This is a genomic window from Pseudoduganella sp. R-43, assembly GCF_049913255.1.
In the GTDB taxonomy this organism is placed as follows: Bacteria; Pseudomonadota; Gammaproteobacteria; order Burkholderiales; family Burkholderiaceae_D; genus Rugamonas.
Genome location: NZ_CP183988.1, coordinates 5,674,286 through 5,696,609, shown reverse-complemented (window position 1 = coordinate 5,696,609; position 22,324 = coordinate 5,674,286). Strand labels below are relative to the sequence as shown.

At 61.5% G+C, this 22,324-nt stretch carries 18 protein-coding genes; 4 read left to right on the top strand and 14 right to left on the bottom strand.

Features of this window, described 5'->3' with window-relative positions; all coding sequences use genetic code 11:
• Positions 1-6: 6 nt before the first annotated feature.
• Positions 7-1,626 (top strand): alpha-amylase family glycosyl hydrolase, encoded by a 1,620-nt coding sequence (locus ACN9M3_RS26010; RefSeq protein WP_426319068.1) that lies wholly within the window; start codon positions 7-9, stop codon positions 1,624-1,626.
• 172 nt (positions 1,627-1,798) lie between these two features.
• Positions 1,799-2,500 carry a hypothetical protein gene (locus ACN9M3_RS26005; protein ID WP_426319067.1) on the top strand — a complete coding sequence of 234 codons (702 nt, stop codon included), beginning with the start codon at positions 1,799-1,801 and terminating at the stop codon, positions 2,498-2,500.
• A 491-nt stretch (positions 2,501-2,991) separates the two neighbouring features.
• Here ACN9M3_RS26005 and ACN9M3_RS26000 read toward each other — a convergent pair whose 3' ends face one another.
• From ACN9M3_RS26000 to ACN9M3_RS25940, 13 genes are all read right to left on the bottom strand, one after another.
• Positions 2,992-3,453 carry a GNAT family N-acetyltransferase gene (locus ACN9M3_RS26000; RefSeq protein ID WP_426319066.1) on the bottom strand — a complete coding sequence of 154 codons (462 nt, stop codon included), beginning with the start codon at positions 3,451-3,453 and terminating at the stop codon, positions 2,992-2,994.
• Between the two features lie 13 nt (positions 3,454-3,466).
• A complete protein-coding gene (locus ACN9M3_RS25995; protein ID WP_426319065.1) occupies positions 3,467-4,294 on the bottom strand; it encodes a tetratricopeptide repeat protein in 828 nt (275 codons plus the stop codon).
• Between the two features lie 115 nt (positions 4,295-4,409).
• A complete protein-coding gene (locus tag ACN9M3_RS25990) occupies positions 4,410-4,952 on the bottom strand; it encodes a DUF488 family protein (protein WP_426319064.1) in 543 nt (180 codons plus the stop codon).
• 20 nt (positions 4,953-4,972) lie between these two features.
• Complete coding sequence (locus ACN9M3_RS25985; protein ID WP_426319063.1) at positions 4,973-5,275, bottom strand: hypothetical protein; 303 nt, start codon at positions 5,273-5,275, stop codon at positions 4,973-4,975.
• A 42-nt stretch (positions 5,276-5,317) separates the two neighbouring features.
• Positions 5,318-5,827 carry an O-acetyl-ADP-ribose deacetylase gene (locus ACN9M3_RS25980; protein ID WP_426319062.1) on the bottom strand — a complete coding sequence of 170 codons (510 nt, stop codon included), beginning with the start codon at positions 5,825-5,827 and terminating at the stop codon, positions 5,318-5,320.
• A 26-nt stretch (positions 5,828-5,853) separates the two neighbouring features.
• On the bottom strand, positions 5,854-8,589 hold the full coding sequence (locus tag ACN9M3_RS25975; RefSeq protein WP_426319061.1) for an alpha-1,6-glucosidase domain-containing protein: 2,736 nt from the start codon (positions 8,587-8,589) through the stop codon (positions 5,854-5,856).
• A gap of 62 nt (positions 8,590-8,651) precedes the next feature.
• A complete protein-coding gene (locus tag ACN9M3_RS25970; protein ID WP_426164167.1) occupies positions 8,652-10,193 on the bottom strand; it encodes a sigma-54-dependent transcriptional regulator in 1,542 nt (513 codons plus the stop codon).
• Positions 10,190-11,881 (bottom strand): sensor histidine kinase, encoded by a 1,692-nt coding sequence (locus tag ACN9M3_RS25965; protein ID WP_426164165.1) that lies wholly within the window; start codon positions 11,879-11,881, stop codon positions 10,190-10,192. Before ACN9M3_RS25965 ends, ACN9M3_RS25970 begins: the two co-directional genes overlap by 4 nt.
• A 10-nt stretch (positions 11,882-11,891) precedes the next feature.
• Complete coding sequence (locus tag ACN9M3_RS25960) at positions 11,892-12,689, bottom strand: ABC transporter ATP-binding protein (RefSeq protein WP_426319060.1); 798 nt, start codon at positions 12,687-12,689, stop codon at positions 11,892-11,894.
• Between the two features lies 1 nt (position 12,690).
• Positions 12,691-13,512: an ABC transporter permease gene (locus tag ACN9M3_RS25955; protein WP_426319059.1), complete on the bottom strand. Its 822-nt coding sequence runs from the start codon at positions 13,510-13,512 to the stop codon at positions 12,691-12,693.
• A 13-nt stretch (positions 13,513-13,525) separates the two neighbouring features.
• Positions 13,526-14,494: an ABC transporter substrate-binding protein gene (locus tag ACN9M3_RS25950; RefSeq protein ID WP_426164159.1), complete on the bottom strand. Its 969-nt coding sequence runs from the start codon at positions 14,492-14,494 to the stop codon at positions 13,526-13,528.
• A gap of 180 nt (positions 14,495-14,674) precedes the next feature.
• On the bottom strand, positions 14,675-15,460 hold the full coding sequence (locus ACN9M3_RS25945; RefSeq protein WP_426319058.1) for a substrate-binding periplasmic protein: 786 nt from the start codon (positions 15,458-15,460) through the stop codon (positions 14,675-14,677).
• Between the two features lie 102 nt (positions 15,461-15,562).
• On the bottom strand, positions 15,563-17,191 hold the full coding sequence (locus tag ACN9M3_RS25940; protein ID WP_426164154.1) for an oligopeptide:H+ symporter: 1,629 nt from the start codon (positions 17,189-17,191) through the stop codon (positions 15,563-15,565).
• Positions 17,192-17,388: 197 nt separating this feature from the next.
• Here ACN9M3_RS25940 and ACN9M3_RS25935 point away from each other — a divergent pair, with 197 nt between their 5' ends.
• Positions 17,389-18,996: an alpha-amylase family glycosyl hydrolase gene (locus tag ACN9M3_RS25935; protein ID WP_426319057.1), complete on the top strand. Its 1,608-nt coding sequence runs from the start codon at positions 17,389-17,391 to the stop codon at positions 18,994-18,996.
• A gap of 84 nt (positions 18,997-19,080) precedes the next feature.
• Entirely contained in the window at positions 19,081-20,955 is a 1,875-nt protein-coding gene (locus ACN9M3_RS25930; protein ID WP_426319056.1) for a glucokinase, read from the top strand.
• A 61-nt stretch (positions 20,956-21,016) separates the two neighbouring features.
• Here the strand turns inward: ACN9M3_RS25930 and ACN9M3_RS25925 are convergent, their stop codons facing one another.
• Complete coding sequence (locus ACN9M3_RS25925; RefSeq protein WP_426319055.1) at positions 21,017-22,324, bottom strand: NAD(P)/FAD-dependent oxidoreductase; 1,308 nt, start codon at positions 22,322-22,324, stop codon at positions 21,017-21,019.

Genomic DNA, 22,324 nt, shown 5'->3' with positions numbered 1-22,324 from the left:
AGCTGAATGAAACTTTCATCCCTCGCATTGTCCTTGCTACTTGCCGCTGGCGCCAACAGCGCATCCGCGGCGCCGCCCAAGCCCTTCCTTTGGGAGAATGCGACTGTCTACTTCCTGGTGACCGACCGTTTCGCCAATGGCGACAAGGCAAACGACCTGGCCTACGGCCGCAAGGCAGACGCTGCACCACTGCGCGGCTTCATGGGCGGCGATTTCAAGGGGCTGACAGAAAAGATCAAGTCCGGCTATTTCGATGACCTGGGAGTGGACGTGATCTGGACCACGCCGCCTGTCGAACAAATCCATGCCGGCACGGACGAAGGCACTGGCAAGTCCTACGGCTTCCACGGCTATTGGGCGCGCGACTTTACTGCGATGGACGCCAACCTTGGCACGGAAAAAGACTTCCGCGACTTCGTTGAGGCCGCCCATGCACGCGGCATTCGCGTGCTGCTGGACGTAGTGATGAACCATACCGGCCCTGTAACCGAGGCCGATCCTGTCTGGCCCGAAGGCTGGGTACGCACCGAGCCGCAATGCCAGTACAAGGACGTGCCGTCCACCGTAAGCTGCACCTTGGTAAAGAACCTGCCGGACTTCCGCACCGAGAGCGATGCGCCGGTGGAACTGCCGCCAGCGCTGGCAGCCAAGTGGAAAGCCGAAGGCCGCTACGAACGCGAAGTGAAAGAGCTCGATGGCTTCTTTACCCGCACCGGCTATCCACGCGCCCCGCGCTACTACCTGATGAAATGGCACGCGGACTGGGTTCGCAAGTACGGCGTTGACGGCTTCCGCGCGGATACGGCCAAGCACGTTGAACCTGCGGTATGGGCCGAGCTGCGCAAGGTCGCCCTGGCCGCGCACGACGAATGGAAAAGCCTGAACCCCAGGAAAGTGCTGGGCGATGGCCGCTTCTACATGCTGGCGGAGGTCTACAACTACAACATCGTCCATGGACAGGACTTCGATATGGGCGGCGGCGAGAAAGCCAATTACTTCGCCAATGGCTTTGATGGCCTGATCAACTTCGGCATGGTGCATGACGCGAAGGGCGACTACGAATCCCTGTTCAGCAAATACGCGACGCAACTCGCGGGTCCGCTGAAAGGGCATTCGGTCATGAACTATATGGATTCGCACGACGACGGCAATCCCTTCGACCCGGCGCGCCAGAAGCCGTTCGAGACAGCCAACAAGCTGCTGCTTGCCCCCGGCGCCGCACAGATCTACTACGGCGACGAAATCTCACGGCGACTTGACGTGGCCGAAGCGAAGGGCGATGCGAAGCTGCGCTCCTTCATGAATTGGGGCGACTTGAAAACAAATGCCAAAGTGAGGACGCACTGGGCAAAGCTGGGGAAATTCCGCCAGGCGCATCCTGCGGTCGGCGCCGGCGAGCATAAGAAGCTGGCGGACCTGCCGTACACCTTCAGCCGCGTACGTGGCGAGGACAAGGTAGTCGTGGCGCTGGATGTGAAGACCGGCCAGCCAGTGGATATCGCGGTCGGCAGCGTATTTGCAGACGGCACCAAAGTAAAAGATGCCTACGCCGGCGTCGCCTATACCGTGAAGGACGGCGTCGTTCGCACCAACGGCAAAAACTCCACAATCCTGCTCTCGCCGTAAGGCCGGCTTGGGTCCGGCTTGCCAGAAGCGCGCAGTTTGCGGCAAACTACCGGATTGTAAAAAAATCAATTCAGCGATGTTACGAGTAATTGCCTCCGTTTTGTCATGCCTGCTTTTCCTGAGTGGGTGTTCTGGCGTTCCAGACTGCGACAGTGGGCGCGCGGAGGACGAGATGGAGGCACACGTTTACACGATAGTATCAAGGGCTTTCGACGATGTATCGCAACGCGCATTGCAGAAGGCAGTGCAAAGCGCGTCGCAGAAGGCGTTTCCTGCGGCTATTCCTGTGCCGCCCCGGCACCAGGCGATGATTGACGCCTACCAGCCGTTCCTCGCGGTTGACCACGACGTCATGTGGCTCTTGCCCCGGCTTTACGCGCGGATGCCGGAAGGGTGGCAGAAAATTGGCCTTGGCGCTTACCTAAGAAAGAGCAACTTCAGGGAGCTTAGAAGCGAGATCAAGGTGAGGCTGACTGACCACGAGAAGCTCCCGGACAGGACTGAGGGTGGAATAAACTACACTAAGGTTTGCCGCGCCAAGCTGTGGATAGAATCCACTTCGAACTCAGCACCGAAAGTGGAGCCGATCACGCTGGTCTACTCCGCCAACTCGCCACCACGTACTTCGGTTCCAATCCACATTGGGATCAACTTCTTCGAGGCGTCGGAAGCGCCTTTACCATTTTCGCTCACCGAGATCGAGAAGATTCAGCTGATGATGTACGGCGCAACAAGAGATAAGGAAGCGCGGCCGAGGCCCCAGCGGCCGCTTGCCTGCATCCAGCGGGTCGGCCTGCGCGCGCTCCGCCTTCATGTCGAAGCTGCGGAGGCGGAGGGGAAGACGCCTTCCAGCAAGACGGATGGTGCTGCTTAAATTGACCCTCTTGAAAATAATTTCACTCTGCAGTGACCGGCCAGAAGCACTCGACCAAGTTCAAAACGAGAGTAAGAATTCGGGTTTACTTCAATGCAAATGCTAAGACCGATCAAATCCCTGCGATTTTGGTCGTTGATGCTCGGTGCAGCGTCCATAATGCCAGCGGTTTACTTCGCGTATCATAACTGGGTTTTCTCGCAATGGGCCAGAGAGCAAGCAAACAATGGTAACTTCGTTTGCGGCACTGGCATGGCCGCCTTGCTTGCCCTTTGCGTTGTGACTGGTGGAGCATTTTCTGTGGTCGGCAGTTTACTGGGCTTGATAGACTACTTCAGAACGGAAAAGCCTCGGCCAAAAATGCGACTATTGGAGACAGCGCTGGTCGGTAGCGCAATGGTTATGACAATGGTTGCCGCGTTCGTTTTAGCTTGACGCCATCCTGCCAATAACGTCCTTGCGCCTGGCAACAAGATACAAGTTTTTGCAGGTTATGCGATGACCTCCCCAAGCTTGGGAGCAAGCTGCATTTTGAGGTACATGATTTCATAGCCGGCGTAATGCCTCACAGTTTCACCAACATTCGAAAAACCATTCCGAGCATAAAATCGCAAGGCATCCACATTCGATTTTGCGACGTTCAGGGAAATACCTTCCGTTCCTCTTGCCAGCACGGCATCAAGCAGTGACTGCCCGATACCTCTGCCTCGCACCTCACCATCAACAAACAGAGCCCTCAATTGGCCGGCAAAAGTCGCCGCGAACCCACGTACTGTGCCATCGTCGAACACGATGACATCGGATTCGTCAAATGCCGCCAGGAGAGCTTCGTCCTGATTAAGTGGGGTGACGTTAAAAGGGCGGGACTCGAACTTCAGTTCTTCCCGCTTTGCTTCAAGATAGATGCGACAGACTGCAGGGAAGTCCGAGGCTTTGAAGTCGCGTACCGTCATTGCTAAGCAGTTCCTATTTGAGATCCGAAGCCGGCGGCTCGCATAACTCACAATCCCCTGTTTTGTCGCTTGGATTTTTCCTTGCTAGCGACAGAATCTTTTCCACTTCCTTCCGGCGGAGAGAGATTGTCTTGTCCTCTTTAACGCCGTAACGAATTGCGGCGTCATAAAGCACGTCAGCAGATTCCACTGCACCCGCGAGCAACTCCAGGTTCGCCCAATCGAGCAGCAGCCCTGCAACCACTTTGTCTGGAGCGGGCACGAACCAGATCCGCTCCGTCAGTTGGTAGCTTAGCGCACGGCCCATCGCGTACAGAGAGGTTGGCTTTCCATCGTTCCCGTTGGGAAGCTGTGCCGGAAGTCGCGGCATTGCATCATTGCCGAAGTCGAGATTCAGGATTGATTTTCCAGGAGTCTGCCGAGGAACTTTCCCTAACTTTGCATTCAGGATGTGAACATGCAGCCATTCAGTTCCAAAGTGGTCGTTTGGGTTTCGCTTCAGCCCTTCAAGAATCCATTTCAATGCATCTTCGTTCTGCCCCAGTAATTCGTGTGCAGTACCCAAGTTGGACGCTGTTTGATATTTCCCTGGGTACTTGTTCTCTATAAATTGAAGCAGTTTCACCGCTTCAGGCAACTTGTCGAAGCGGATCAGAACTGCGGACAATTCGATTAAATTGCGGAATGTTGGCGACTTGCGTACTTCTGCGACTGCGTACTTAGACCAAGGAATCAAAAAGGCTTTGTCGTTCGGTGTGATCAACTGGGGCTTGAGATCATTGCCCGTGTGCCTGGTCTGATGATTTCGCCGCGGTAGTTGGTGCCGACCGAATTGATACATGCATTGGCTTGCAAGGAGGCGACTAATATGGCTGCGACGACCAGAGCGTGCAAAGTTCTCTTCATGGCGGAGATCGAAATTGAATCAGGATATCATCACGCTTGATCCAAAAAGCTCACCGATTTCCACGCTCTTCTTCGCCGGGATAAGTAATGCGTACCCCTTCAACGCTGGCAAATGGCGTCATCTTGTGTGGTCGCCGTTGTCGCGCGTCGATGATGTCGTCCACGTGCACGCCGCGGACCAGCAAAGCATCGGCTACCAGTGAGCGGTGACAGCGCCACGGCACTGCTTCGGCACACATCAGCACACAGCACTTGTTGCGCCCAAGTTCAACCACAGCATCGACGTTTTCCGCAAACTCCTCCGTCTGCATATAGTCGGCATAGCCGCGAAAGGACAGGTTACGCCAGCCAGTATTTTCGGAATCCTTCCGCGGACGACGCAACCCGCCAAGCCCGCGTAAATAACGGTATTCAATTCCTGCTGCGGCCAGCGACGCAGCTAACTGGTCTTGCCCAAACTGCGGATTATGCCGCGACTTCGGCACCGTCCTGATGTCGAGAAGGCATTCAACACCATTCTGGCGCAACAACCCGATGAATTCGTCGATTGAACGATTCGAGTGGCCGATGGTGCAGACGAGTTCCTGCGTCATGCTTAGCTTTCGCGATGGCGTTATCCATATTCTGGCATGAACGCACATTCATTTGCGTTCATCTGAAATGGCGCCCCAGCCTGTTGAGCACTCCATCCATTTGCAAGTGCATGCTTGATAAGTGAGGCCACGTGTCGTGGCCTCAATTTCAGGTATTTGTCCGCCGATTCGGGCTGGGGAAAATCAAGCCAGGGATCGCGGGTGCTCAGCCCCGCTATCTTAAGGATGCAGCCACTGCCACTTTCGGCCTGAATCGTCACGTTCAACGCAATATCGCCGTCGCGACCTGCTGCCGATGTTGAAATGATGTAGCGATAGCGCACTTGCCCCACTTCGATGCGTCGGCAATTTTTTTCCTGGAAGAGTCACTGAGTAAGGACCTCTTCGTAGACAGCCAGGTCGGCTTGGGAGAAGCAGCAGAAGATGATTTCTTTAATTCCTTGAAATTGTTCGGCCGCAGCGCGGACTGTCGCGACGGCGAGTGTTGCGGCCAAGTCGATCGGGTAGCCATAGATGCCGGTGCTGATGCTGGGGAACGCCAGCGTGGCTACGCCATGCTCGGCCGCCAGCGCCATGCTGCCGCGATAGCAGGCCGCCAAAAGCTCCGGCTCGCCGCTGTTGCCGCCGCGCCAAACCGGTCCTACGGTATGGATGATGTACTTGGCCGGAAGCCGATAGCCATTGGTCAGCTTCGACTGGCCAGTCTTGCAGCCGCCGAGAAGCCGGCATTCGTGGACCAGCTCCGGCCCGGCAGCACGATGGATTGCGCCGTCAACGCCGCCACCGCCCAGGAGCGAGGAATTTGCAGCGTTGACGATTGCGTCGACCGAAAGTATGGTGATATCGCCTTGAATCGCGCGAAGGGTGATTGTCATGGCTGGGCGGCCGGCGGCCTTTGAGTTTATTCAACGAACACTATAGCCGTCCTCGCCGGAATGGTGAAGCTGCCCGTTGCTGCGTCGTAGCGAGCCGCCGCGCCAGCTTGGACGGGATGCAGGCGATAAGCCTTGCCGGCTTCTCCAGCGGCGACGATAGTCTGCTCCACCTTGTCCACGTTGATGAAGTAAGCCACCGTCTTGAATCCCGCGCCTTCGTAGCCAGCGCCGTCCAGGCGCGCCGCGACGACGGTTGCCACCTGATCCGGCCCGGTGTTCAGGAAGTGCAGGCGCTTCCTGACATCCTCCGCGGTCCGCATCCGGAACAGGGTGCTGCTGGCACGAATGCGCAGCAGGTCGCGGAAGGTGTCTCGTGCGAATGCGATATCGACGGGCGTTGGCTGCAGCGCGCGATTGGCCAGCAAGGGCTGGAGCAATGCGTAGTCCTTGCCATTGTCCGCAGCAGGCGGCAGGCCGGAACCGAAATAGTTGGTCTGGTAGGTCCAGTCGAGGCGATTGAACCAGTCGCCCGATTCAAAGCTGTTGCGGTCCATCGATTTCGAACGCAGGATTTCAAACCCGGCGTGGTAATACGCCACGCCCTGCGAGAAGGCGTTGATTGCCGCCGCCAGCATCTGCACGCGTGCGCGGTCGGCGCTGGTCGTGGATATGGGCAGCTTGAGGGCATTGATGTCGTACAGCGTCTGGTTATCGTGGTTCTCCACGTAGTTGACTACTTCGCTGGGCTGGCTCGCATAGCCGGCCGGCTGGCTGCCGCCGTACACGATGGCCTGCAGTTCCTTGGCTTCACCGGTAAAGGTCTGCATGCGGTAGCTGCGGATCGAGCCTGCCAGGCCGACCTTCACAAGGTCGGATGCCTTCATCAGGTCCGTCACGGGACGCAGGCCGGCGCCGGCGTTCGGGTCGTACACCAGGCCATTGATGAACCCCTGCTGCGCGACCATTTGCGCACCCGAATCTCCAGCACCGCCGCCGCGTACTGCGTCGCGCGCGCGGTCGCTGAATGTGCCGATGCCGCTGCCGTTCAGCGACAGTTGCGAAGCCTGCACGAAGCGTGCACCGTCGGCTACTTCGCCGAAGTTCCAGCCCTCGCCGATCAGGTTCACGTGTCGCCCGGCCGCTTTATTGACGCGCGCCTGCAGCGCTTCCATTGCGGCGCGCGGCTGGTGTCCCATCAGGTCGAAGCGGAAGGAATCGATGTGGTAGTGCTTGGTCCACAGTTCGGCCGAATCGATCATCAGCTTGGCCACCATGCGGTTCTCGGTGGCGGTGTTGAAGCAGCAGGTGGAGTTCTCGATCTCGCCTTTCAGGTTCAGGCGCTGGTAATAGCCGGGTACGATGCGGTCCAGCACCGAACGCTCATGCTGTCCGCCGCGGTAGGTGTGGTTGTAGACCACGTCGGTGCCGACCCGCAAACCGGTCTTGTGCAGCGCCATCACCATTTCGCGCAGCTCGATAATCCGGCGCGCGCCGTCGGCGGCATCGGTGCTGTAGCTGCCTTCAGGTGCGTTGTAATGCCAAGGGTCGTAACCCCAGTTGTAGCAGTCCTTCAGCGCGTTGTCGCTGACGATTCTCTGCTGCTGGTCGCTGTCCGGCGCGCCGTGCACGACGGGGGCAATGCAGCCTTTTTCCGGCACGCTGCCCAGGTCATATACCGGCAGCAGGTGCACGTCGGTCAGTCCGGCCTTGGCCAGCATGGCAAGATGCTTCATGCCGTTGGAACCGGTCTCGCGGAAAGCTGCGTATTTGCCGCGGTTCATGGTGCTGACCGACAGGTCGTTGATCGAGAAGTCGCGCACATGCAGCTCGTAGATCGACATGTCCGGCTGCGCCTTCACTGTGGCAGGCGGCTGGTCCTTGTTCCAGCCGGCGGGCGCCAGGCGCGGGTCGGCCAGGTCGGCGATGTAGCTGCGGGCGGAATCGGCGGTCAGGCTGACGGAATACGGGTCGGTAACGGCGTTGCGCACCAGGCCAGTTTTCGGCGCGACCACGTCCACCACGTACTTGTAGTAGCGGCCGGACAGGTCGCTGCGCGCGCTGGCGGACCAGATGCCGGTTTTCGCATCGGCATGCATGGTGGTGATGGATTTCGGCTTGCTGCTGCCGGAGTCGAAGACGCAGACGGAGACGCGTTGCGCGGTCGGCGCCCACAGCTTGAATGTGGTGCCGCCTTTGGCGATGCTAGCGCCAAGGTCGGTCGTTTGTTCTGCAGCGGCGTAGACGTCATCCAGCACGCCCGGGACTTGCAAAGCCGTGGCGTCGCGCACGGTGCCGTCGGCGTTCTCCTGCACCAGCACGAGTTGTTTCGGCAGCAGCGCCGGCAGGCGGGCGCGGTCGGCGGCGGACAGCGCGAGCAGCACGCCGTCTCCGGTATATCTGAAGCGCTCGGCCAGTTGCGGGGGCAGCGCTTCTGTCGTTGCGCTGAGCTGCAGCGCACCATCGGCTCCGCTCACGGTGGCGCCTTGCGGGGCGCTGATGCCGGCTGCGGTTGCGTAATAGAGCTTGAAGCTGCCTTCGGCCTGGGCGCCGGTCCATTTCGCCAGCCTGCCATCCAGCCACAGGGCGCGGGCGTCGAAGCCTTGCGTACGGGCCAGCACGGTTTCGTGCGGGCCTTCGCAAGAGGCCAGCGTGTGCGATGTCGCAGCAGTTGGCGCTGCGGTGAGGGCGGTGGTTGGTGCTGCCGCGGCGGAAACTGCCGCAAAAACCACCGGCAGGGCCGCGACCAGGGTGCGCTGCTTCATTTTGTCTCCGTAGTAGTGATGCTACGAAAATCTTACCGCAAAATCTGTAGCTTTACTACATTTCAGTCGCGCTGGATCTGGTGCTTTTTCAGCTTGTCGTACAGCGTTTTGCGGGGCAGGAGCAGGCGGTCGGCGGCCAGTGCCACATTATTATCGGCCGCTGCCAGGGCGCGCAGGATCAGGTCGCGCTCGAAAGCGTCGACTTGCTGCGGCAGGGAGGGCTGCTCGGCCTCCGTCCCCGCAGCGCCCGCGGCGGGAACGCCGGCCGCCATCACGACGCCGGCAGCCGACGCAGCGCCGGCGCTCATCGCGGCGCTGCCGGATGCTCCAGCGCCGGCGGCCCATTCCATGCCGGCACCCGTCGCGGCGCCCGCTGGCGACGAAATGCCCGCACCAGTGGCAAAAGCCGGACCGGCAGTGCTGCCGGGCGTGGCTGGGGCGGCGACACCAGCCGGGATGCTGTGCGGCGCTGCGACCGGCGCAGCAGGTACCAGCCCAAGCGTCAGGCGTTCCGCGAAGTTGCGCAGTTCACGCACATTGCCCGGCCAATCCGCAGCTTGCCACGCAGCCATCTGCTCCGGCGTCCACATCGGCATCGCCCGCTGGTAGCGCTGTGCTGCCTCGGCGACGAAGTGCGCCAGCAGCAGCGGAATATCCTCGCGCCGGTCGCGCAAGCGCGGCAAGTCGATGCTGATCACGCCGATCCGGTAATACAGGTCCTCGCGGAACAGGCCCTGCGCCGACAGCGCCAGCAAGTCGGCCTTGCTGGCGGCGACTACCCGGCAATCCAGCGCGACCGACTCGTTCCCGCCCAGCCGCTCAAGGCGTCGCTCCTGCAGCACGCGCAGGAGCTTGACCTGCAAGGCCATCGGCATGCTCTCGATCTCGTCGAGGAAAACCGTGCCGCCGTTGGCAAATTCCAGCTTCCCGATGCGCCGCTTTTGCGCGCCTGTGAAGGCCCCCGCTTCGTGGCCAAAGATCTCGCTCTCGAATACCGACTCCGGCAAGGCGCCGCAGTTGATCGCGACGAAATTCCCCTTGCGCCCGCTGGCCGCGTGAATCAGCCGTGCCATCACTTCCTTGCCGGTACCGGTCTGGCCATTGACCAGGATATCGACGCCGGTCGGCGCCACGTTGCGCACCACGACCTTCAGGTGTTCGATGGCCTCGGAGCGCCCGATAAGGTCCGGCATGTCGGGATGCTGCGCGCGCTCGGAACGCAGGCGGCGGTTTTCCAGCACCAGGTTGCGGCGCTCCTGGGCGCGCTTGACGGCATCCATCAGGCGTTCGGAGGCGAACGGCTTTTCAATGAAGTCGTAAGCGCCGGCGCGCATGGCTTCGACGGCCATGCTGACGTCGCCATGGCCGGTGACGACGATGACCGGCAGCTCGGCGTCCAGAGCGGCCACGCGCGCCAGCAAGTCCAGGCCTGAAAGCCCCGGCAGGCGCACGTCGGTCACCACCACGCCCGCGAAGTTCGCCAGCAACAACGGCAGTGCTTCCTCGGCGCTTGCGCAAGCCTGCACCGCAAAACCGCCCAGTTCCAGCGTTTGCGAGGTGGCCAGCCGCAGCGCGGCCTCGTCTTCAACCAATAGCGCCTTCATGGGGCGGCTCCTTCCTTGATAAGCGGTAAGCGTAACTCAAACTGCGCGCCGCCGCCGTCCAGGTTGCGGGCCGACAGGCGGCCGTTCATTGCCTGCGCGATCGACGAGGAAATCGCCAGCCCCAGGCCCAGCCCTTTCCCGGCAGGCTTGGTCGTGAAGAAGGGCTCGAACAGGTGCGCTGCCACTTCCTGCGGGATGCCTGGGCCGTTGTCGCTGATGCGTGCCACGCCGTCGCCGCCTTCACGCGACAGCACGACGGAGACGCGCGGCTGCGCGGTGCTCTCGACAGCATCGAGGGCATTGCGCAGCAGGTTGATCAGCACTTGTTCGATGCGCACCGTATCGCCCGCCACCATCAACGGTGCGGCGCCGGTATCGATCTCCATCGCCACGTTGCGGCGCTTGCTCTCGCTCTCCAGCAGGAAGGCCGAACTGCGCACGGCGCGCCCAAAATCCACCGGGCCGACGGTTTCGTCCTTGCGCGCGAAACCTTTCAGCTGGCTGATGATGGCGCCCATGCGCGCACTGGCATCGCCGATGTGGCCAAGGTTGCTGGCCGCCTGTTCCGGCTGGCCGCGCTCCAGGAAGGTGCGGGCGTTGTCGGCAAAGGCACGGATCGCTGCCAGGGGCTGGTTCAGTTCATGCGTCATGCCAGCCGCCATCTGACCCAGCATGGCCAGTTTGCCGGCCTGCACCAGTTCGTTTTGCGTCGTGCGCAGGATGCGGTTGGTTTCGCTCAGCTGCTGCGTGCGCTGGGCGATGCGCGACTCCAGTTCGCGGTCGAAGGCCAGGCGCTCCTCGCGCCGCCGGCGGCGCTGGTGCATGGCCCAATACGATACGCCGCCGCAGGCCAGCAGCAGGGCAGTTGCCAGCGCCCAGTTGATGCCGCTGCGGACCACGCGCAACTGGCTCGGGAAGATCATCAGCTGCCAGCCAAGCCGTCCCACCTCCTGCGTGACGCGCGGGCCGGGATTGCGGGCCAGCGGCGTGACGTCGCGGCCGATATATTGCTGCGTGCGGGCCAGTTCGGCCAGCGCGCTGGCCGGCAGCGGCTCCAGGCTGTGGTAGCGCCAATTCGGACGGTTGCTGAGGAAGATCACGCCATGGCGATCGGCCAGCAGGATCGGATCTTCGCTGCTGTTCCAGTTGCGTTCCAGTTCGGCGAGGCTGATCTTGACGGCGATTACGCCGTCGATCTCGCCGTGGCGGCGCACCGGCTGCGCGATGAAGTAGCCCGCTTCGCTGGTGCTGGTGCCGATGCCGTAGAAGCGGCCCGCATCGCCGCGCAGCGCGGCCTGGAAATACGGACGGTAGGAAAAATTCTTGCCGGCGAAGCCGCGCGGCTGGTCCCAGTTGCTGGCGCCCAGCGTGAGGCCGTTGCGGTCCATCAGGTACAGCGCACCGACCTTGGCTTGCTGCTGGATGGTTTGCAGCGTTTCGTTCAGCCGGGCGATCGCTTCAGGATCTTTCGGGTTGGCGAGGGCGTTGGTGAGGTCGGGTTGCTGCGCCAGGACGAAGGGAAGGGTTTCAAAGCGTTCCAGCACCGACTGCAGTTCCGGCGCCATGAGCTGCAGCTGGCGCTGGCCCTGCGCCAACTGTTCGTTGCCGGCACGATAGGCGCCGAGCAGGTAGGCGGCCACGATAATCGCGGCCGCCGGGGTTAACAGCAAGAGGAAAGGTTTGCGCATAAGCGCAATTCTAGTCCACCGCAGCCATGCGCAGTTCGTCGCTGTGGTGGCGCTGCTGTTCTTCCATCACCAGCGCGCCCAGTTCACGCTTCAAGGCATTGAAGTCGGCCGATGCGGGATCGCGCAGGCGCGACAGCTCCACGATCATGTCGCGCTTGACGGTGCCAGGGCGATAGGTCATGACCACGATCCGGTCGGCCAGGTAGATCGCTTCTTCGATACTGTGGGTAACGAAGATGATGGTCTTTTTCAGCTCCGACCAGATGCGCAGCAGCTCGTCCTGCAGGTTGCGGCGGGTCAGTGCATCCAGTGCGCCGAAAGGCTCGTCCATCAGCATGATCGGGGAGTCCAGTGCCAGCACGCGCGCAATCGCCACGCGTTGGCGCATGCCGCCCGACAGGTCTTTCGGATAGCGGTTGCGGAAGTCGGACAGCGACAGCATCTGCAGCAGCTGGTCCACGCGCTGCTTGATTTGCGCCTGCGCCATGCCTTTGACTTCCAGGCCGAAGGCGATGTTCTTTTCCACCGTCATCCATGGAAAGAGGGCGTATTCCTGGAACACCATGCCGCGCTCCGGGCCCGGGCCGGTGATCAACTGGCCGTCGGCGGTGATCTCGCCGCTCGACGGCAGCGAGAAGCCGGCGATGGCGTTCAGCAGGGTCGACTTGCCGCAGCCCGATGGGCCCAGCAGGCAGACGAACTGGCCTTGCGGGATCTGCAGGTTGATGTCGCGCAGCGCCACCACTTCGCGGTTGTCGGTCTTGAATACCTTGTTGACGCCCTTGACGTCGATATGGGTTGCGCTCATCTCAGTTCTCCAGGCCGCGGTGCCAGCGCAGCAGATGGTTATTCAGCTTGTTCATGCCAATGTCGATCGCCAGGCCAAGCAGGCCGATGCTGATCATGCCGGCGATGATCTTGTCCGACCAGAAGTACTCGCGTGCTTCGAGGATACGGAAGCCCAGGCCGTTGTTCACGGCGATCATCTCGGAAACGATCACCACAATGAAGGCGGTACCGATGCCGATGCGCACGCCGGACAGGATGTAAGGCACGGCTGCCGGCAGCATCACGCGCATGAACATGGTGCTTTGGCTGACGCCCAGGTTGCGGGCGGCGCGGATGTAAATGCCGTCCACGTGGCGCACGCCGGCGATGGTGTTCATCAGCACCGGGAAGAAGGCGCCCAGCGCAATCAGGAACACAGCTGGCGCGTTACCCAGCCCGAACCACAGGATCGCCAGCGGGATGTAGGCGATGGGCGGAATCGGACGCAGCACCTGCAGCAGGGGATTGAGCCAGTCGTACATCCGTTTGCTCGAGCCCATCACCAGGCCGAAAGGCAAGGCCAGGCCGGCGCCGACAGCGAAGCCGACCAGCACGCGGTACATGCTGCTGATGGTGTCGCCAATCAGCTCGCCGGACAGCGCCCAGGCGAACCAGGAGCTGGCAGCCGGGTCGTAAGGCTGCAGCGGCAGCAGGTATTCCACCCACTTGGTGACCACTGCCCATGGCGAGGGCAGCACTTGCGGGTTGATCCACTCCAGCGATGCGCTAGCCTGCCACAATGCGATCACCAGCACGGGCACCACGGAGCCCGCTGCGATCTGGCGCAAATTCAGTTTTGCCATGATGTGCCTCGCCTTACTTGATGTTCAGGCTCTTCTTGGCTTCGTCCAGCAGGTCCGTCTTGACCCACTCGGAAGCCACGGGCGCCTTGCGCATCTTGCCCACGCCGGTCTTGTTCATCACATCGGTGGTGACCTGGATGTGCTGCGGGGAGATGTCGTAGGTGTACGGCGAGTTGGCAATCGCGTCCTGGAAGTCGTCGGAAGTGATCTGGCCTTTGAAGATCACGTTGCGCACGTATTTTTCTGCGGTTGGCTTGTCGTCGATGAAGGTCTTGGTGGCCTGTACGAAGCAGTTCATGAACTTGGCGGCGGTAGCGCGGCGGGTCGAGTAGAACTTCTCGCTCATGACCATGGTGCGGACTGGTTCGCCGATCGGGGTGTCATACGGCTTCATGACTTCCACGCCAAAGCCCTTGTTGATGGCTTGCGAGGATTGCGGTTCGGATTGCATGATCGCGTCCAGGTTCTTGCCGAGCAGGGCCTGGTTCAGGTCCGCGAAGGCCAGGAACACCAGTTGCACGTCCTTGCCCGGCTGGTCGGAGAAGGTCAGTCCGGCTTGCGCCAGTTCGGCAGCCAGCAGCACTTCGTGGATGCCGCCACGGGTCACGCCGACTTTCTTGCCCTTCAAATCCTTGATCGCCTTGATGCCGCTGTCGGGGCGCGCGACCAGGCGCGCGCCACCTTTGGCGAAACCGGCGACGACATAGATCGGGGCGCCATTGGCGCGGCCCTGGATGGCGGCCTCCGATGCGGTGGCGCCGACATCGAGCTCGCCTGCCAGGATCGCCTGCATCACGTCAGGACCCTTGGCGAAGACGTGTTCTTCGACCTTGATGCCGCACTTCGGTGCGATTTCCTTGATGTACGAGACGGCGCCGTAGTGGGCGAATTTCAGGTTGCCGAGGCGGACAACTTCCTGGGCGTTGGCGGCGGAAGCGAATGCTGCGGCCACGAAGAGGGATGCGAGTTTAAGCTTGGTCATGCTGGTCTCCTGGATAAGGGGTGTTTTGACCAGCTAATAGCAGCTTCCGTGCCAGAAAATTGGAATTCGGCAAGTGCTTGATTTTATTGGTGCGCAGCCCTTGGCGGCTGGCGCGGGCCCGCTGTGGCGTGGCGGAATTCCGGAATTCCATCCGCGCCTTGTGCGGATTTTCGCCAATGCTTAGTCGGCGTACTGCTTCAGGTACTTCGCCGTCAGCCGTTCATGTTCACCCTGGCGGATATCGGCCAGTGCCTTCCAGGCCTCGGTGACCAGCTCAGGATATTTTTGCTGGAACTGGTGGCTGAACTGCAAGTAGTAATCCTTGCTGGCCAGCGGCGGGGAGACTTTGACAATGCGCGCGAACACGGGATTCTTGCGCAGCACGTAGTCGCCCACGTCGCTCAACTGCGCCAAGCCGTCGGCACGGCCGGCCAGCAGCATGCGGAAGGCGTCCTCGGAGCTGCTGATTTCGTTCACCTGGATATCCATCTTGCGCAGGTCGTCAACGATGGCGTAGCCGCGCATGGCGACCAGCCTTGGTGGAAACGAGAAGCGCTTGCCATCCCAATGGAGCGGTGAATCGATCAGGCGGTACAGGCTGTACGTCTTGGTGTCGATCCGAAAGCGCCTGTCGTCCTTGCCATCGCGCATCGGGTAGACGCCCATCTTCGTTCGCTCTGGCTTGAAGCTGCTGGAGAACACGGCATCCACGGCGCCGGCCTCAAGTTCCGCCAGGCAGCGTGCCCATGGTTTGCGCGAAAATTGAATCTTCAGGCGAGGCACGCGGGAAGGCAGCATTGCCACCATTTCTACTGCGACTCCCGGATTATCAGGAATTGCCGTGCCGGCGCCGGTATGGTCGTAAGTATCCTTATCCTCGAAGGCTACGCGCAGTTCGACCACCTGTGCGTGGGCGAGGGAGGCCGTCATGGCCAGGCATAGAACCAGGGCGCGCAGGATGCTCATCCGTATCAGCCGGTAAAAGTCCACCATCCTTCAATTTGTAGCAGACAGCATACAAGGCAAAGAGACTGCTGGCTAGTACGGCGCTGCGCTGCGCCCCTTTGCTCATGCCTTTTGCGGTTCGGGCGCAGAGCCGTAGCAGACCTGCGGTTCCGTATCCTTGCGGTAGAAATCCACCATCTTGTAGCGCATCGCGTAAAGGGCGAAGCAGCCGGCCACCAGTGCCGCGAAGACGGCGAAGAAGTACATCTGGAAGGCCATCACCGAGAAGCCGGTGGTCTTGATGTAGGCGGACACGGCGTCGTTCTTCACGCCCGCGTTCACAATCAGCACCCACAGGTTGCCCACGGTGATCGCCAGGTACCACAGTGCCATGATCACACCCTTCATCGAGGAGGGCGCCTGCGAATACGCGAACTCCAGGCCCGTTGCGGACACCAGTACTTCGCCAAAGGTCAGTAATGCATAAGGCAGGATCTGCCAGGCCATTGACACCGGCGAGCCGCCATCCATCAGCACCTGCAGCGTGCCGATCACCACCCAGGCCAGTGCGGCGAAGAATATGCCGGCGCCCATCCGGCGCAGCGGCGTCGGTTCGATGCCCAGCTTGCGCAGCAGCGGGAACAGCGCGATGTTATTAAATGGAATCAGCAGCATGACCAGCAGCGGATTTAGCGCCTGCATCTGCGCCGGCACAAAGCTGAAGGACCAGCCCAGCAGTTCATAGGTCGGGTGCACCATATCGTTCGCCTGAACGATCCAGGTTGACGCTTTCTGGTCGAACAGGGAGTGGAACGGGGTCACCAGGGCGAACACGATGAAAATGCGCAGCACGGCGCGCACGCCGTCCACCGCTTCATCGCTATGCTTGCCGCGTGCGCGCTCGAGCTGCATCGAGGTCCCGATGCCGCCGAAAGAGATCAGCAGCACCAGCGCTGTGCAGGCCGCGATCACGAAGCCCCAGGATGGGGTCATCGCCAGCGACACCAGCGCGGCAATGACGCCAATGACCGCGACGGTCAAGCCGGGACGGGACTGGCCCGGTGCAGCCGACATCAGCGCGGTGCGGGTGACACGTGAAAACGATTCGCTGCTTGGCTCCGACGGCGGCACGTGGACATACTTCCTGCGGCCGGCCCAGAACACCAGGGTGGCGACGAACATCAGGATGCCGGGGATGCCGAACGCGACGGCCGGGCCGAAGTCCTTCAGGAAGATCGGCATCAGCAGGGACGCAAAGAAGGAGCCGAAGTTGATGCTCCAGTAAAAGGCGTCAAATACCACCTTGGCTTTCTTCTTGTTGGTCTGGTCGAACTGGTCGCCGACGAAGGAGACTACCAGCGGCTTGATGCCGCCCGAGCCGAAGGCAATCAGGAACAGGCCAAAGTAGAAGCCATTCAGGTTGCTCTCGAAAAGCGCCAGGCAGGCGTGCCCTGCGCAGTAGATCAGCGAGAACCAGAATACCGTATTGTATTTGCCGAAGAAGCGGTCCGACAGCCAGCCGCCCAGCAGCGGGAAGAAGTACACGCCGATCACGAAGGTGTGGAACACATGCTTCGCTTCTCCGGCGCGATGCTCGGAAGGGATGAACAGCAGCAGGGTGCTGATCAGGAACGGCACCAGGATGTTGCGCATGCCGTAAAAACTGAAACGCTCGCAAGCCTCGTTGGTGATGATGTACGGGATTTGCCGGGGCATTGGCCCGTTACCCTGTTCCAGTTCTTGCGTCGACATGAGGTCTCCCGATTTCAAATAATGGGCGCGATGCTATGCGAACGCATCTGTGTTGGCAACTACAGGTTTCACTTACATGTAGTTTAACTACGCGAAAAATTGTAAGTCATTGATTTTTAAGGATTCATAGTATTTGAACTTCCCGCAGTCATCATGTATATTATCTACATAACTGTTTTTGACTCGGGATGAGGAATATGAGCACACCTTGGTGGAAAGAAGCAATCATTTATCAGGTTTATCCGCGCAGTTACCTGGACACCAACGGTGACGGCATCGGCGACCTGAATGGCATTACCGATCGCCTCGACTACATCGCCAAGCTGGGCGTGGACATCATCTGGATCTCGCCGTTCTTCAAATCCCCGATGCGCGATTTCGGCTACGACGTGGCCGACTACTGCGATGTGGACCCGATGTTCGGCACGCTGGCCGACTTCGACCGCATGATCGCCAAGGCCCACAGCCTGGGCCTGAAGATCATGATCGACCAGGTCATGTCGCACACTTCCGAAGAACATCCGTGGTTCAAGGAGAGCCGTTCCTCGCGCGACAACCCCAAGTCCGACTGGTATGTCTGGGCCGATCCGCTGCCGGACGGGAATCCGCCCAACAACTGGCTGTCCGTGTTCGGCGGCTCGTCGTGGCAGTGGGACTCGCGCCGCAAGCAGTATTACATGCACAATTTCCTGGTCAGCCAGCCGGACCTGAACTTCCATAATCCCGAAGTGCAACAGGCCCACCTCGACGCGCTGCGCTTCTGGCTGAAGCGCGGCGTCGACGGCGTGCGCATGGATGCCTGCAACTTCCACTTCCACGACCGCCAGTTGCGCAGCAACCCGCCGGCCCTGGTGCGCGACACTTCCACCGTGAGCGACGCCAACCCCTACGGCATGCAGGCGCACATCCACGACAAGAGCCAGCCGGAAAACGTGGCCTTCCTGGAAAAGCTGCGCCTGCTGCTGGACGAATACGGCGCGGTGGCGATCGGCGAAGTGGGCGCCGACGATTCGCTGGCCGTGATGGCCGAATACACCGCCGGCGGCAACAAGCTGCACATGGCTTACAGCTTCAACCTGCTGACTGCCGACAGCAGCGCAGGCCATATCCGCAAGCAGGTGGAAGACTTCAAGGCGCGCGTCAAGGACGGCCAGCCATCCTGGTCGGTCGGCAATCACGATGCCGTGCGCGTGGTGACGCGCTGGAATGGCATGAGCAACCAGGCAGCTTTCGCCAAGCTGGTGCTGGCCATGCAGCTGTCGCTGAAAGGCACGCCTTGCCTGTACCAGGGCGATGAGCTGGCGTTCAGCGAAGCCGATGTACCGTACGAGTTGATCCAGGACCCTTACGGCAAGACCTTCTGGCCCGAGTTCAAGGGGCGCGACGGTTGCCGCACCCCGATTGCCTGGACCACTGGCGCGCATGGCGGTTTCACTTCCGGCACACCGTGGCTGCCGGTGGCGGAGGAGCACAGGGCCATCGCCGCCTCGGTGCAGGAAGAAGACCCGGATTCGCCGCTGAACTTCGCGCGCCGAATGATCGCCTGGCGCAAGACCATGCCGCAGCTGACGCGCGGCGACATCGTGTTCTACGACGCGCCGGAGCCGGTGCTGGCACTGCGGCGCGACCTGGAAGGGCAGCGCAGCGTGCTGGCGCTGTTTAACCTCGGCGCGGCGCCGGTCAATTTCGCGCTGCCGGCAGCCAAGGGGGCGCAAAAGCTGGAGCAGCCGGGCCTTCCGGGCGAAGTGGCCGGCGAAGAGGTCCAGTTGCCAGGCTACGGCGCCTGGTTTGGCTACGTAGTATAAATATAAGAGGCCCCGTCTACGCACGGGGCCTTGTTTTTCGGGTATCCTCCCGCCTTTAAGGCGTTATCTAATACTTAAAAGACAATGAAACAGATAGAGGCAGACCCAAAAGCTAACCGATCCGCTTTTGCGGACGGCCCCCGCCTGCTGGCTGACATCGGCGCCACTCATGCGCGCCTGGCGCTGCAAACCGCACCTGGCGAGTTCCAGGCAGTGCGGGTGCTGCAGTGCGACGACTTCACCGGCATCGTCCCGCTATTGCGCAACTACCTGGCGGATCACGGCGACATCAACCTCAATCACGGCGCGCTGGCGCTGGCCAACCCGGTGCATGGCGATTACATCCGCATGACCAACCGCGATTGGCAGTTCTCCACCGACGAAGTGCGGCGTGAACTGGGCCTGCATACCCTGTTGGTGGTGAACGACTTCACGGCGCTGGCGATGGCGATCCCAGGCTTCAAGGCGGAAGACCTGATGCAGGTTGGCGGCGGCTCGCCGGCGCAGAACTCGGTGATCGGCGTGCTCGGCCCCGGTACTGGCCTGGGCTGCTCTGGCGTGATCCCGACCACCGACGGTTTCGTGACCCTTGGTTCTGAAGGCGGCCATACCAACTTTGCGCCGGCCGACGAACGTGAATACGCGATCCTGCAATACGCCTGGCAGACCTGGCCGCACGTGTCGAACGAACGCCTGATTTCCGGCCCCGGCATGGAAATCATCTACCGTGCGCTGGCGCGCCGCAACGGCCTAAGCGTGCGCGACCTGACCTCGCAGCAGATCATCGCCGGCGCGCTGAAAGACAGGAATGCGCTCTGCCTCGAAGTGCTGGAATGCTTCTGCGCCATGCTGGGCGGCGCCGCGGCCAACCTGGCGGTGACGCTCGGTTCCTTTGGCGGCATCTTCATCGGCGGCGGCATCGTGCCTCGCATGGGCGAATGGTTCAAGGAGTCGCCGTTCCGCAGCCGCTTCGAAGCCAAGGGCCGTTTCTCGTCCTACCTGGCCGACATTCCGACTTATGTCATCACCACGCCGAACCCGGCGTTCTACGGCGTCGCCACGATCTTGTCCGAACACCTGCGCGGCCGCACCGGCGCCAACACCCTGATGGAACGCGTGCAGTCGCTGAAGTCGGAACTGACCCCGGCCGAACAGCGCGTTGCGCAACTGGTGATCGAGCAGCCGCGCCTGGTGCTGAACGAACCGATCGCCGACATTGCACGGCTGGCGGAAGTATCGCAGCCGACCGTGATCCGCTTCTGCCGCTCGCTGGGCTTCCAGGGTCTGGCCGACTTCAAGCTGAAGTTTGCGTCCAGCCTGACCGGCGCCATTCCGGTGCGTCACAGCCAGGTGCGCGTATCCGACAGCACGCACGACCTGAGCGCCAAGGTGATCGACAATACCGTCTCCGCGATCCTGAAGTTCCGCGACCAGATGGACGTGCACTCGCTGGACCGCGCGATCGAGCTGCTGTCCAAGGCCAAGAAGGTCGAGTTCTACGCCATGGGCAACTCGCGCGTGGTAGCCCTGGATGGCCAGCACAAGTTCTTCCGCTTCCGCATTCCGACCGCCGCCTACGGCGACTCCCACCTGTTCAAGCTTGCGTCCGAACTGTTGAAGCCGGGGGACGTGGTGATCGCGATTTCCAATTCCGGCAAGCTGCCGGAGCTGGTTGAAGCGGTGGAATCAGCCCGCAACGCCGGGGCCGACGTCATCGCCATCACCAGCAGCCAATCGCCGCTGGCCAAGAAGGCTACGGTTTGCCTGGCGGTCGACCACACGGAAGACAGCAGCGCCTTCCTGTCGATGATTTCGCGCATCCTGCAGCTGCTGCTGATCGACATCCTGTCAGTCGGCATCTCGCTGGACGAGCAGAACGCCGAACTGGTGCTGGAGCACAAAGCCAACGGCGTGGTGCAGGAAAGCCGCCGCCTGCAAATCTCCCACCTTGATAATTGAAAGTCGGGGTCAGGTCTGGCAATCCGCCATTTTGGCGGATTGCCAGACCTGACCCCGACTTTCAAAATAGATCTCGCATCTGGAAGTAGAGCATGCCCAAGACCAGCGCCGGCGTGCGCAGCAGCGTGCCGCCGGGGAAGGGGGCGTGCTTGATGCGCGCGAAGATGTCGAAGCGCTCGGCCTGTCCTGCAATCGCTTCCGCCACCAGCAGGCCGGCCATGCCGGTGAAGGCCAAGCCGTGGCCTGAGAAGCCTTGCATGTAATAGATGTTGTGGCCGATCCGCCCCAGGTCCGGGGCGCGGTTCATGCTGATGTCGATGAAGCCGCCCCACGCGTAATCGATGCCCACGTCCGCCAGTTGCGGAAACACGGCGACCATGCGGCGCCGGATGCGTTCGACCAGGTTGGCCGGCGTCTTGGCGCTGTAGCTGTCGCCGGCGCCGAACAGCAGCCGGTGGTCGGCGCTGAAGCGGAAGTAATCCAGTACGAAGTTGGTGTCCGACACGGCACTGCGGCGCGGCAGCAGGCTGTCTGCATGTTCCTTGCTGAGTGCTTCAGTGGCGACGATATACGTCCCCACCGGCATGATGCGCGCACTCACCTGCGGCACCAGGTTGCCATACTCGGCGAGATAGACGTTCGCGCCCAGCACAACAAAGCGCGCGGCCACCTGTCCCTGGGCGGTGTGCACAAGCGGCGTATTGCCGCGCTCCAGCAGGAATACCGGGGAATCCTCGAAGATGCGCACGCCGGCTGCCATCGCCGCGCGCCCAAGACCCAGGGTGTACTTGAGCGGATGCACATGCCCGCCGCCCATGTCGGCCACGCCGGCATGGAAGCGCGGGCTGTCGATCCATCGGCCGATCTCGTGCGGCGAAATCCAGTGCAGCGGATAAGCGTAGGCTTTTTCCACATGCCGCCCCCAGGCTTCAAGCGCGCGCATCTTGCCCGGCTTGACGGCCAGGCTGAGTGCGCCGGGCTTGTAGTCGCAATCGATGCTGTACTTGTCGATGCGCTTGCGCAGCAGCTGCACGCCTGCCACCGAGGCGTCCCATGCGCGGCGCGCGTCCTCGCGCGGCAACTGGCGCTCGATGGCGGACTCGCCGTCGTTGCCGAAGCCGGGCAATACCTGCCCGCCATTGCGGCCCGACGCGCCCCAGCCCAGGCGCTGCGCTTCCAGCAAGACCACGGAATAGCCGCGTTCCGCCAGCTCCAGTGCGGCGGACAGCCCGGCCAGGCCGCCGCCAATCACGCAGACGTCCGCGCTGGTGCTGCCTGCCAACGGGGGCAGGGCAGCGGCGCGCTGCACGCTCGCCTCATAGTATGAGTTCTCGATGACGCCCAGTTCTTTGCGCAGCAGCGTGCCCAT

What these genes read in the sequence shown, in the direction of transcription:
- ACN9M3_RS26010 (WP_426319068.1), top strand. Translation starts at nt 7, where the DNA reads ATGAAACTTTCATCCCTCGCATTGTCCTTGCTACTTGCCGCTGGCGCC.
- ACN9M3_RS26005 (WP_426319067.1), top strand. Translation starts at nt 1,799, where the DNA reads ATGGAGGCACACGTTTACACGATAGTATCAAGGGCTTTCGACGATGTA.
- ACN9M3_RS26000 (WP_426319066.1), bottom strand. Translation starts at nt 3,453, where the DNA reads ATGACGGTACGCGACTTCAAAGCCTCGGACTTCCCTGCAGTCTGTCGC.
- ACN9M3_RS25995 (WP_426319065.1), bottom strand. Translation starts at nt 4,294, where the DNA reads ATGTATCAATTCGGTCGGCACCAACTACCGCGGCGAAATCATCAGACC.
- ACN9M3_RS25990 (WP_426319064.1), bottom strand. Translation starts at nt 4,952, where the DNA reads ATGACGCAGGAACTCGTCTGCACCATCGGCCACTCGAATCGTTCAATC.
- ACN9M3_RS25980 (WP_426319062.1), bottom strand. Translation starts at nt 5,827, where the DNA reads ATGACAATCACCCTTCGCGCGATTCAAGGCGATATCACCATACTTTCG.
- ACN9M3_RS25975 (WP_426319061.1), bottom strand. Translation starts at nt 8,589, where the DNA reads ATGAAGCAGCGCACCCTGGTCGCGGCCCTGCCGGTGGTTTTTGCGGCA.
- ACN9M3_RS25970 (WP_426164167.1), bottom strand. Translation starts at nt 10,193, where the DNA reads ATGAAGGCGCTATTGGTTGAAGACGAGGCCGCGCTGCGGCTGGCCACC.
- ACN9M3_RS25965 (WP_426164165.1), bottom strand. Translation starts at nt 11,881, where the DNA reads ATGCGCAAACCTTTCCTCTTGCTGTTAACCCCGGCGGCCGCGATTATC.
- ACN9M3_RS25960 (WP_426319060.1), bottom strand. Translation starts at nt 12,689, where the DNA reads ATGAGCGCAACCCATATCGACGTCAAGGGCGTCAACAAGGTATTCAAG.
- ACN9M3_RS25955 (WP_426319059.1), bottom strand. Translation starts at nt 13,512, where the DNA reads ATGGCAAAACTGAATTTGCGCCAGATCGCAGCGGGCTCCGTGGTGCCC.
- ACN9M3_RS25950 (WP_426164159.1), bottom strand. Translation starts at nt 14,494, where the DNA reads ATGACCAAGCTTAAACTCGCATCCCTCTTCGTGGCCGCAGCATTCGCT.
- ACN9M3_RS25945 (WP_426319058.1), bottom strand. Translation starts at nt 15,460, where the DNA reads ATGAGCATCCTGCGCGCCCTGGTTCTATGCCTGGCCATGACGGCCTCC.
- ACN9M3_RS25940 (WP_426164154.1), bottom strand. Translation starts at nt 17,191, where the DNA reads ATGTCGACGCAAGAACTGGAACAGGGTAACGGGCCAATGCCCCGGCAA.
- ACN9M3_RS25935 (WP_426319057.1), top strand. Translation starts at nt 17,389, where the DNA reads ATGAGCACACCTTGGTGGAAAGAAGCAATCATTTATCAGGTTTATCCG.
- ACN9M3_RS25930 (WP_426319056.1), top strand. Translation starts at nt 19,081, where the DNA reads ATGAAACAGATAGAGGCAGACCCAAAAGCTAACCGATCCGCTTTTGCG.
- ACN9M3_RS25925 (WP_426319055.1), bottom strand. Translation starts at nt 22,324, where the DNA reads ATGGGCACGCTGCTGCGCAAAGAACTGGGCGTCATCGAGAACTCATAC.